This window comes from Martelella sp. (assembly GCF_984369615.1).
Genome location: NZ_CFHTCS010000156.1, coordinates 1 through 9,775 on the forward strand (window position 1 = coordinate 1; position 9,775 = coordinate 9,775).

Consider the following 9,775-nt stretch of genomic DNA (forward strand, 5'->3'; position numbering starts at 1 on the left):
CAAACGGCGACCCAGCCCGCCTCGCCGGCGGCGAGGGAGCCTAGCGTCATTCAGGGAAGCTGCAGGCTGATCGTCGATGGCATGACCTATATCGACCGTCGCGGCGACTGCCCGATCTGGATGTCGAATGACGGCACGGGATCGTTCTGGATCAACACCGACCGCGTGAATGACCTGCCCGACTATTTCGCCGAGCTCAGTCCGGAGGGAAATGGCTTCGCCTCGGGCCACTGGAACGGCGAGCCGGGCGCGACCCATGCCCAGGGCTGGCTGGGCGACGATTTCCAGCTGGGCAAGGGCGGGTGCTGGTCGAACAGCCGCGCCACCATCTGCGCGGCGCGCTGACAAAAAGGAAGAGGCCGGTCGTCGTCTGACCGGCCTCAACCCCTCTCCGTCATTTTTCGCCGCCTGCCGGGGCTCACGCCGCCTTTGAAAGGGCGGGGCGTTCCGGTTCGGCCAGCGCCCGGTGGAGCGCGATGATGACCGGATCGAGCGCGTCGCGGTCGACGATGAACTGGACGTCGACATTGCGCGGGCCCTGGCTGGCGCCGATCGCTTCATGCCCGGCGGCGGCAATCGCCTGAAGGCCACGCGTCAGCACCGAAAGGCCGTTGAGGTCCCGGCCGACGACCGAGGCCATGGCGATCGCGCGCGAGGATACCTCCGCCGACGGGCAGCGCTCGGCAAGATCCTTCTCAACGCGGCGCAGCACCTTGAGGGAACTGTCGACATAATGGGTGATCGTGTTGGCGTTGGAGACCTTCGATACGATCCGGACCTTGTGACGGGTCAGTACCTCGAGGATCGCCGCATCATAGCCCTTCACGCCGACCATGTCCTGCTCGAACAGTTCCAGCGCGTAAAGTTCCAGGCCCGTGACGATCTCGACGCCGGGCTTTTCGGCCGGCTGGTCGTCGATCAGCGTGCCCGGATCCTTCGGCTCGAAGGCATTGGTGACGCGCAGCGGCACGGCGGCACGGCGCAGCGTCTTTGCAGCCTTCGGATGGATCGCCTCCATGCCGAGATTGGAAAGCTGGTCGGCGACATCGTAATTGGTGCGGCCGAGCTTGCGCACGGCATCGGCGCCGACAAGCGCCGGATCGGCGGAGGACAGGTGGAATTCCTTGTGAATGATCGCCTCGCTGGCGCCGGAAAGGGCGGCAAGACGCGAGAAGGTCACCTCGGAATAGCCGCGGTCGAATTCGCTCATCAGCCCTTCGATGCACTGAGCATAGCCGGTGACGATCGGCATTTCGCTTGCAAGGTCGATGTCATCGATCCCCTGGCGGATACGGTCATCGAGCGAAAGGTCGCCCTCGTCATGCCAGCCGGAAAGGTCGACGAAGCGTGCATTCACGCCGGCGCGCTTCAAGAGAAGCGTCGTCGCGAAAGCCGAATGCGCCTCGCCGAGGCCCGAGAGCAGCTCACGAATCTGGCTCATATGCTCCGACAGCCGGAAATGGCCGTAGGAGCAGAGGCGCTGCAGATCGATCAGGCAATTGCGAGCGCCGAGAATGCGCTCCTGCACGAAGGCATCGGCGCGCTCGATATCGGCCGGATTGTCCAGCACCTTGAAATGGGCTTCCTTCATGGCGTCGGCGACGCGATCGAGCGCGTCATGCCAGCCATGATGGCTCTGGTTGTTGACGAAAGCGGCATAGACGCCGTTCTCGCCGGTCTTCTTGTGCTCCAGCAGCAGGTTGGTGATGCCGCCAAAGGCGGAGACCACGAAGATCCGGCCGTAAAGCTCGTCCTTCTTGCGGTCGCCGATGATCAGCGTGTCGCTGAGCTCATCGATGCGGGACATGGACGTCCCGCCAATCTTTTCAACAGTATGGGCCATGGGTTCAGGCATTTTCCTCCGCCGGGGCATAGGAACCGTCTTCGCGATGCACTTCGGTACCGGTGACCGGGGGATTGAAGCAGCAGGCCATCACCAGCTCTTCTTCGGAGCGCAGGATATGACGGTCGTGCTCGTTCAGCGCATACATCACGCCGGGCTTGATCTGATGCGTCTCGCCCGTGGCGATATCGGTGATCGAACCCTTGCCGCTGATGCAGTAGACGCTTTCGAAATGGTGCTTGTATTCGAAGGTATGCTCGGAGCCGGCTTCCAGAATGGTGATGTGGAAGGAAAAGCCCATGCCGTCGCCGGCGAGCAGCATGCGGATCGAACGCCATTTGGCGTCGGCGACCACGCGGTCCTTGTCGTTCTCCATGATGTCGTTCAGGTCACGTACAATCATTTTGAATTACTCCGCTGCAATCTGGGTTTTCGACGCGATCGTCTCGCGCACGGCCTCAAGAAGAATATCGAAGCCTTCGCTGAAGGTTTCTTCCGAGGTGGTGAGCGGCGCCAGGACCTTGACCACCTGGTCCTCGTTGCCGGAGGTTTCGATGATCAGGCCATTGTCGAAGGCGCGGGCGCAAATCTCTTCCGCCAGCGCGCCGGTGCCGACGTCGACGCCCTGCATCAGGCCGCGACCTTTCAGCGTCGCGCCCGGGATTTCGGCGGCAATCCGCGACAGCGCGCCGGTCAGGAACGTGCTCTTGTCCGCAAGCTCCTTCTGGAAGGCGCCATCGGCCCAGAATTTCTCGATCGCGACGCGGGCGGTGACGAAGGCATGGGTGTTGCCGCGGAACGTGCCGTTATGCTCGGCCGGGCCGAAGACATCGTGCTCGGGACGGACCAGAACCAGCGCCATCGGCAGGCCGAAGCCGGAGACCGATTTCGCCATGGTGATGATATCCGGCGTCACGCCCATGTCCTCGAACGAGAAGAAATGACCGGTGCGGCCGGAGCCTGCCTGGATGTCGTCGATGATCAGCAGAGCGCCGTGGTTGCGGGCGATCTCGGCCATGCGGCGGACCCATTCGGGAGAGGCGGCGTTGAGCCCGCCTTCGCCCTGCACGGTCTCGAACATGATCGCGGCCGGTTCATCGACGCCGCTGGACGGGTCGGCAAGCATCTGCTCGAGAAGCGCCGCGCTGTCGACGCCCTCGGCATAGTCGTCATAGGGGATGCGCGTCACGCCCGAAGTGTCCATCGAAGCGCCGCCGCGGTGGTAGCCATTGCCGGTCGCGGCAAGCGCGCCCATGGTGACGCCGTGGAAGCCGTTGGTGAAGGCGATGATATTGGTGCGCCCGGTCGACTTGCGGGCGATCTTCATCGCCGCCTCGACGGCGTTGGCGCCGGTCGGGCCGGTGAACATCACCTTGTGGTCCATGCCGCGCGGCTTCAGGATGTGGGTTTCCATCGCCTTCAGGAAATCGCTCTTGGCATCGGTGTGCAGGTCGAGACCCTGGGCGATGCCGTCGGACGCGATGTGCTCGATCAGCGCTTCCTTCATGTCGGCGTCGTTGTGGCCGTAATTCAGCGAGGAACAGCCGGCCAGAAAGTCGATCCAGCGGTTGCCGTCCTTGTCGAAGATCTCCGAGCCGCTGGCGCGGGTGAAGGTGGCCGGCATGCTGCGGCAATAGGAGCGCGCGGCGCTTTCGCGGCGTTTGAAAACATCGTTCTTGATCATGTCCATAGGCATGAGTCGTCCTTTCGCTTGAAGCGATTTTTGAGAAGGAATGGTTCGGGCGTTTGGCTCAGGCGGCATCCGCCAGCGCGCGGGCTTCCGGCAGGGTGATGGTCACCATGTGCTCGGTATCGTGATGCCCGTCGAAATGGGTGTCGCGCTCGTAATGCGGCTCGTCGGCCAGCTTTCCGCCGAGCGCGCGCGTGAAGCTCTTGAAGAGGCCCCAGGAGGCGTCGTTGTCTTCGGTGATTGTCGTCTTCAGATGGGTGATGTCGTCGCAGACATCCCGTTCGATCAGTTCGAACAGCATCTTCTTGCCAAGGCCGAGACCGCGCGCCTTTTCGCCGACGGCAACCTGCCAGACGAACAGTTCCTGCCTGGCGGGAATGAGGTGGCCGGAGATCCAGCCGACGATCTCTCCGTCGAGTTCCGCGACAACACAGGTATCGGCGAAATGTTCGGCCTGAATGAGATTGCAATACATCGAATTTTCGTCGAGCGGCTTGCAGCTCTTCACGAGCGACCAGATCTGGGCCCCGTCCGCTGCAGTTGGCTTGCGCAGGCGGGGCATGCTGGATCGGGGCTTGGCAACATTCCGGGACATCGTATGACCTCGTTTCGATTAGTTAGGCTTCCTAAGTAAATAACTCTGTCGGAAACATCAACCCTTAGGCGGGCATCGTCACAAAACCATAAAAATGAGCAAAAACAGCAAAATCAGCCGAAAGCCTATGAATCTCAAGGGGCTCTGAAGATTCACAATGACTAATTATTTATCTCGTTTTTTTGCTGTTGAAGGCGTTTTCCTTCGTGCAATAATGGAGACATGACGACGACACCCGTTGACCGCGTTGATCAGAGCCTGATCGCCCTCAGGCGGATTCTCCGCGCCACTGAAAATTACGAACGCGATCTGGCGCAGTCGGCGCGGCTGACGCCGGCGCAATTGCGCGTGCTGCAGATCGTCGAGGAGCGTGGCAGCGTGACGCCGAAGGCGCTGGCGACCCAGATGGGCATCCGCCAGGCCTCCGTCACCACGCTGGTCGACAAGCTCGTCACGCGCGGCATGGTGGAGCGGGTGCCGTCGAGGACAGACCGCCGACAGACCAATGTCACGGTCACCGATGCAGGCCGCGCCATGGTCGAAAGCGCGCCGGACGCTCTCCAGCAGCGCTATGTCCAGGCCTTCGAATCGCTGAAGGACTGGGAACAGGCCCAGTTGATCGCCTCGCTCGAGCGCGTCGCGACCATGCTCGACGCCGAGGGCATCGATGCCTCGCCGGTGCTGGCGACGGGCGAACTGCACGCGGAAAAGCGTCCACGCTGAAATGTTCTGCGGTCGGAGGCCTTGGACGCCGTGCGTCCGAATGGACGCACAAAGGGCGATGCGCTAGGTCGCAAATTCCCAGCGCAAGGCGTTGACGCGGAAATCCGTCATTGTGGTCTGTTCCGGCAGCAAGCCGTCGCTGTTTCGCAAAGCGAGCCCGATATGACGGTCCGCCTGCGCCGTGACCGCCAGATAGAGGGTGACGAAAAGCCGCCGCGCCACATCCGCCGGCCAGTCCGCCGGCAGCGCTTGCGCCGGAAGGCGCGGATCGGCAAGGGCGGCGGCGCGGAAATGGTCTACGAGCCTCAGTCTCAGCGCCAGCGCGATGGCGCCGTCGGGCGGCAGGCCGGCGGCGAGCGCGGCCTGGACCGGAGAAAAGGCCTCGATGAAATCGCGATAGGCGGCATTGACGGCCTCAAGCGGCCAGAGCCTTCGGGCGAGATCCCGAAGGCTCTCGGCGCCCGCAAGCGTCTCCGTCGCCAGCACGGTGCCGTCCTCCGGGCCTGCGGCGCCTTCCGGGGCGAGCGCTGCCTCCGGGCCGATGCGGACCCAGCCTTGCGGCAGGTCGCGCGCGCCGAGCGCCAGCAGGAGGCCTTTCGGCGGCGGCGGCGGCGCATAAAGGATTTCGGCGGCGCGACCAAATTCCCGTTCAGCGGCCTTGGTCAGTCGGTAATAGCTCTTGCGCCCGATGCGCTCTCCCGTCAGCCGTCCATTCTCGACGAGACGCGAAACCGCGGTGCGCACCAGGCTTTCGGAAATGCCTTGAGCAGCGCAGCTTTCGATCAGCGTGCCCATCCACAAGGTGCCGCCGCGCGGCGCGGCGACATCGCCATAAAGCGTGACGATGAAACTGCTGGCACGCGGGCTGCCTGTGCCCAGGATGTCCTGGATCGTCCCTCTTTCGCCCTCTTCAAGGCCCGATGCTTTGCCCATGTCCTCCTGCCTCTGAAAGGTCACCGTCGCAGAATGCCGCAGCGCGGTCTGCCCCTTATAGGCCGAGCCCGCGCCGATCGCCAGTAAGGCCGGCCGACGCACGCTTGCGCTTTTGCGATCCGCTGCTATCGTTTGGGCGTATTACGCAGCATGTTGGTTTTCATGCGCGCGGCGTTGACGGCGTCTCGCGGATCGGGAGGTTGGATTGGCCGAACATTCGGGACCGCGCGAGCCATCGCGCCTGTCCATCACGGTCGAGCGTTATCCGGCGACATCGCGCATCCTGCACTGGCTGATCGCCGTGCTGGTGCTTGCGACATGGCCGCTCGGCATGGTCATCAAATTCGTCAAGAACGAGGTGTCGCTCGATTTCTACATGATCCATGAAAGTCTCGGCTTTCTGGTGCTGTGGCTGATGCTCTTGAGGGTCGGCAACCGCCTGCTGACGCGCAAGCCCGAGCAAGACGGGCCACGGATCGAACGGATTGTCGCGGCATCTGTCCACGGACTGTTTTACCTGTTTCTGATCATCATGCCGTTGAGCGGCTTTCTGGCAACCAACGCGCACGGCTTTCCCTTCAGCTGGTTCGGCGTGCTGCCGATCTGGAGCCCGATTGGCAAGGCGCCCGATATCGCCTGGACGCTGTCGGCGATCCATCTCGCCAGCGCCTGGATCCTCGCCGTCCTGTTCGTGCTTCATATGGGCGCGGTGCTGATGCACCACGTGATCCGGCGCGACTTCACCCTTTACCGGATCCTGTAAGACATGAATACAATCGCCATGAGCGACGCCGTCTGGCAGCGGCTTGTCTCGCGTCGCGTCGGAGAAGCGGTCTCGGGCGAGGACCCTGCGATGGCGCTTTACCGGCCGATCGCCGGCGCAAGCGGCCGGTTCGTCATCGCCCAGGTCGGCCAGTCGCTCGACGGGCGGATCGCCACGCCGTCAGGCGATGCGATGGATGTCTCCGGCCCCGATGGCCTTGCCCACCTGCATCGCTGCCGCGCGCTGGTCGACGCGGTGATCGTCGGCGTCAACACGGTGACGGCCGACAATCCCCGCCTCTCCGTCCGGCTTGTCGAAGGCCCATCGCCGGTGCGCGTGGTCATCGATTGCAACGGCGCCCTTGATGGCAGCGAGGGCCTGTTTCACGACGGCGGCGCGCCGGTGATCGTGGCGGTGAGCGCCGACGCGCCCGAGAAAGGCCTGCCCAACGCCGAGACGCTGCGTCTGCAACCTTCCGGAAATGGTCTGGCAACGGCGGCCATTCTCGATGCGCTGGCCGCGCGCGGGCTTCGCCGTATCCTTGTGGAAGGCGGCGCACGCACGATCGCCCGCTTTATCGAGGAGAGGCAGGTTGATCGCCTGCATGTCGCGATTTCGCCGCTGATCATCGGCGCCGGGCCGAGCGGCATCAATCTGGTCCCGGTCGCGCGGCTTGCCGATGCGCGGCGTCCGTCGGCGGCGGTCTACAATCTGGGCAGCGATATCCTGTTCGATTGCCCGCTTTCAGACCGGCAGGGCCAGTAGGTCCGTGTGGCCAACCATGCAATGACTGTCGGGCTTCTCGATCGCGGCGAGCCGGAAGGCGATCCAGTCGTCGATATCGGCCGTCGTCATCCCGCCGATTTCCTGCAATGGCTGGCGGAACCCTTCGATGAAGGCCCTCTGAAGCTGGGCGTTGTCACGCGAAAGATGCCAGGGGCTGTCGGCCGTTTCAACCCGGAAACCATGATCGCCGAAGAGCGCCGCAAGGCGCGCCGCCGCTTCGGGCCCGAGCGCCACGCCAAAACCCTTGTCCGTCTGCTGGTGCCGGTTGAAGGCGGAGACCATCGTCTCATCCAGCGGATGAGCCTCCGACCAGGCGATGCGGCCGTCGTAGTTGAGCGCAGCGTAAAGCCCGACCGAGCAGGCGGCGAGCCGCTCGGCAAACCGGGCCGAGAAATCCTCCGAGCAGAGATCGAACAGCGCTGACGCCGTGACGATTGCGGCGTCTTCCAGCGGCAGCCCGACAAGATCGTTGAGGTCGTGCCTGCGCAGGGACACGCCGGCATGGGCCTTGATGCGGCGTTTGGCCTCTTCGAGAAGCAGAGGGTCGTTGTCGAGCAGCAGCCAGTTCCTGTCAGCGGGCACGGCATGCGCCAGGCATCGAAGCGTCGAGCCGGTCCCGCATCCGATATCGATGACGAGGGACTTCTCGGCGCCTGAAAGGTGGCGGGCAAATGCGGCGACAAGCGTTTCGTCCCGGGCGGCCCTGTCCGCCGGTTCGCGCAGGGTCAGCCAATCGGCGTCAAAACTCATGTCAGCTCCTCCAGCATGTCCGAAACAATGCGGCCGGTTTCCTCCCAGCGCGGAAGCGCGCTTCCCGCGCGGCGGGCTGCCTCCATCTTGCTGCGGCGCATGTCGGGATCGGCGATCAGGCTTCGCAGGGCAGCGGCAAAGGCGTCGACGTCATCGACGTTCACGAGAAAGCCTGCCTCCTCGGGCACCACGTCGGGCACCGCTCCGGCCCGGCAGGCAATGATCGGCAGTCCGTGCGAAAGCGCCTCGGCGAAGACCATGCCATAGCCCTCATAGCGGCTGGCGAGGGCGAAGACGTCGGCCCCTGCATAAAGCGGGCCCGTCTCCTCCACTGCACCGGCAAGGCGGACCCGTCCGCCAAGGCCCAGCGCCTCGATCTGCCGTTCGATCGCCGCCGCGGTTTCGCCATCGAGGTTGCGGCTGCCGGCAATCGTTGCGGTCCAGGCAAGGTCTTCGACCCGTTTCAGCGCGGCAACGAGGATGTCGTGCCCCTTGCGCGGCGTCAGCGAGCCGATGGAAAGAACATGCGGCGCGCCGGCGCTTGTGCGTGCCTGCGGCGCGGGATCGGTGCCGGGCACGGCGACGGTAATCCTGTCGCGGCTGGTTGCGAAACCCCGTTCCAGCTCCCGCGCCGTTTCGGGCGAGGTGACGACAATCTGGCGGGCATGTTCGAGCGCGCGGGTCTCGCATTGCCGAAAGGTCTCGACCCGCTCGCGCGACAGGCCGGTTTCGAGCGCCAGCGGATGATGCACCAGGGCGACGAGTTTCAGTCGATCGCCTTGCCGCGCTGCAAAGTCGTCCAGAACGCCGAAGGCAAGGCCGTCGATCATCACCAGCGTGTCGTCGGCAAGCGCGCAGAGCGCCTGCTCCGCCGCCCGTCTGACGCCGTCCGCCGGTTCGGGAAAACCGTCGCCGAGCGGCAGGAGATCGATCTGCCAGCCGGCATCTTCAAGCGCCGCGATCAGCCGCCGGTCATAGCCATAGCCGCCGGTTCGAAGCTGAAGATCCCCGGGATAGGCGAAGACAAGCCTCACAGATCCGCCTCGTACCAGCCGCGCGCTGCGTGGGATTCGTGCAGCGTGACGCGGATCTTGCGGATTCTGCCGCTGCCCGGCCCCAACCTGCCTTCCGCAACCGCTTCGGCAAGTTGGTCGAAGATATATTTGGCAATCACCTCGGTTGTGGTCACCTTGCCGGAAAAGGCCTGCAGTTCGTCGAGGTTCTGATAGTTGAGCGGCTTCAGGGCATCGCCAAGCACCGTGGTCGCCGCGCCGATATCGACCGCCAGGCCGTCCTCGTCCAGATCGGCGGTGAAGAATGCCGCATCGGTGACGAAGGTCGCGCCGTGCATGGCCTGGGCGGGCCCGAAGACCGGACGGGGAAGGGAATGGGCGATCATGATGTGATCGCGAACCTCGACAGCAAACATGTTTGTTTTCCTCAATAGCGGATGCGGTGGCAGAGCGTCTCGGGAGACGACAGGATGGCGGGATAGGCCGCCTTAAGCTCCCCGAATGAAGTGTCGCCCGAAATCAGCGCGTCAAGGCGGGCGTCGGCAAGAAGCTGCAGCGCCTTTTCCATGCGCCGGGCAAATGTCCAGCGGGCGCGGTGTGAGGGCGGCAGCGAACCGACCTGGGAACTGACGATGGAAAGCCGCCGCGCGTGAAACGGCCCGCCGAGCGGGATGGAGGC

11 protein-coding genes and 2 pseudogenes are annotated in these 9,775 nt (G+C 64.1%); 4 read left to right on the forward strand and 9 right to left on the reverse strand.

The genetic code is table 11. From position 1 onward, the window contains the following. Positions 1-345 (forward strand): annotated as a pseudogene (locus tag AC5DC2_RS13235) (hypothetical protein); the annotation flags it as partial. 73 nt (positions 346-418) lie between these two features. Here AC5DC2_RS13235 and AC5DC2_RS13240 read toward each other — a convergent pair. The 4 genes from AC5DC2_RS13240 to ectA are packed head-to-tail and all read right to left on the reverse strand — an operon-like array spanning position 419 to position 4,128. Continuing rightward, positions 419-1,873 carry an aspartate kinase gene (locus AC5DC2_RS13240; RefSeq protein WP_197489622.1) on the reverse strand — a complete coding sequence of 485 codons (1,455 nt, stop codon included), beginning with the start codon at positions 1,871-1,873 and terminating at the stop codon, positions 419-421. Next, complete coding sequence (locus AC5DC2_RS13245) at positions 1,848-2,246, reverse strand: ectoine synthase (protein WP_024708691.1); 399 nt, start codon at positions 2,244-2,246, stop codon at positions 1,848-1,850. Before AC5DC2_RS13245 ends, AC5DC2_RS13240 begins: the two co-directional genes overlap by 26 nt. 6 nt (positions 2,247-2,252) lie before the next feature. Then, on the reverse strand, positions 2,253-3,539 hold the full coding sequence (gene ectB, locus AC5DC2_RS13250) for a diaminobutyrate--2-oxoglutarate transaminase (RefSeq protein ID WP_491698813.1): 1,287 nt from the start codon (positions 3,537-3,539) through the stop codon (positions 2,253-2,255). A 55-nt stretch (positions 3,540-3,594) separates the two neighbouring features. Next, positions 3,595-4,128: a diaminobutyrate acetyltransferase gene (gene ectA, locus AC5DC2_RS13255; protein WP_491698814.1), complete on the reverse strand. Its 534-nt coding sequence runs from the start codon at positions 4,126-4,128 to the stop codon at positions 3,595-3,597. Positions 4,129-4,350: 222 nt separating this feature from the next. On the opposite strand from ectA, the gene AC5DC2_RS13260 reads away from it, so the two are divergent. After that, positions 4,351-4,851, forward strand: a complete 501-nt coding sequence (locus tag AC5DC2_RS13260) for a MarR family winged helix-turn-helix transcriptional regulator (RefSeq protein ID WP_200335886.1) — start codon at positions 4,351-4,353, stop codon at positions 4,849-4,851. A gap of 63 nt (positions 4,852-4,914) precedes the next feature. Here the strand turns inward: AC5DC2_RS13260 and AC5DC2_RS13265 are convergent, their stop codons facing one another. Then, the gene (locus tag AC5DC2_RS13265) at positions 4,915-5,784 is read right to left on the reverse strand and encodes a PaaX family transcriptional regulator C-terminal domain-containing protein (RefSeq protein ID WP_491698815.1); all 870 of its coding nucleotides are present in this window, start codon (positions 5,782-5,784) and stop codon (positions 4,915-4,917) included. A 205-nt stretch (positions 5,785-5,989) separates the two neighbouring features. Here AC5DC2_RS13265 and AC5DC2_RS13270 point away from each other — a divergent pair, with 205 nt between their 5' ends. Together AC5DC2_RS13270 and AC5DC2_RS13275 are read left to right on the forward strand one after the other, a co-directional pair. Next, positions 5,990-6,547, forward strand: a complete 558-nt coding sequence (locus AC5DC2_RS13270; protein WP_024708696.1) for a cytochrome b — start codon at positions 5,990-5,992, stop codon at positions 6,545-6,547. A 3-nt stretch (positions 6,548-6,550) separates the two neighbouring features. Continuing rightward, positions 6,551-7,312, forward strand: coding sequence for a RibD family protein (locus tag AC5DC2_RS13275; protein WP_491698816.1), 762 nt, complete (start codon positions 6,551-6,553; stop codon positions 7,310-7,312). On the opposite strand, the gene AC5DC2_RS13280 is transcribed toward AC5DC2_RS13275, so the two are convergent. The 4 genes and pseudogenes from AC5DC2_RS13280 to AC5DC2_RS13295 all read right to left on the reverse strand — a co-directional run. Next, positions 7,292-8,083, reverse strand: coding sequence for a methyltransferase domain-containing protein (locus AC5DC2_RS13280; protein ID WP_491698817.1), 792 nt, complete (start codon positions 8,081-8,083; stop codon positions 7,292-7,294). The genes AC5DC2_RS13275 and AC5DC2_RS13280 overlap by 21 nt on opposite strands. Further along, a complete protein-coding gene (locus tag AC5DC2_RS13285) occupies positions 8,080-9,117 on the reverse strand; it encodes a glycosyltransferase family 4 protein (RefSeq protein ID WP_491698818.1) in 1,038 nt (345 codons plus the stop codon). Before AC5DC2_RS13285 ends, AC5DC2_RS13280 begins: the two co-directional genes overlap by 4 nt. Beyond that, a complete protein-coding gene (locus AC5DC2_RS13290) occupies positions 9,114-9,512 on the reverse strand; it encodes a 6-pyruvoyl trahydropterin synthase family protein (RefSeq protein ID WP_491698819.1) in 399 nt (132 codons plus the stop codon). Before AC5DC2_RS13290 ends, AC5DC2_RS13285 begins: the two co-directional genes overlap by 4 nt. 11 nt (positions 9,513-9,523) lie before the next feature. Next, positions 9,524-9,775 (reverse strand): annotated as a pseudogene (locus tag AC5DC2_RS13295) (dehydrogenase); the annotation flags it as partial.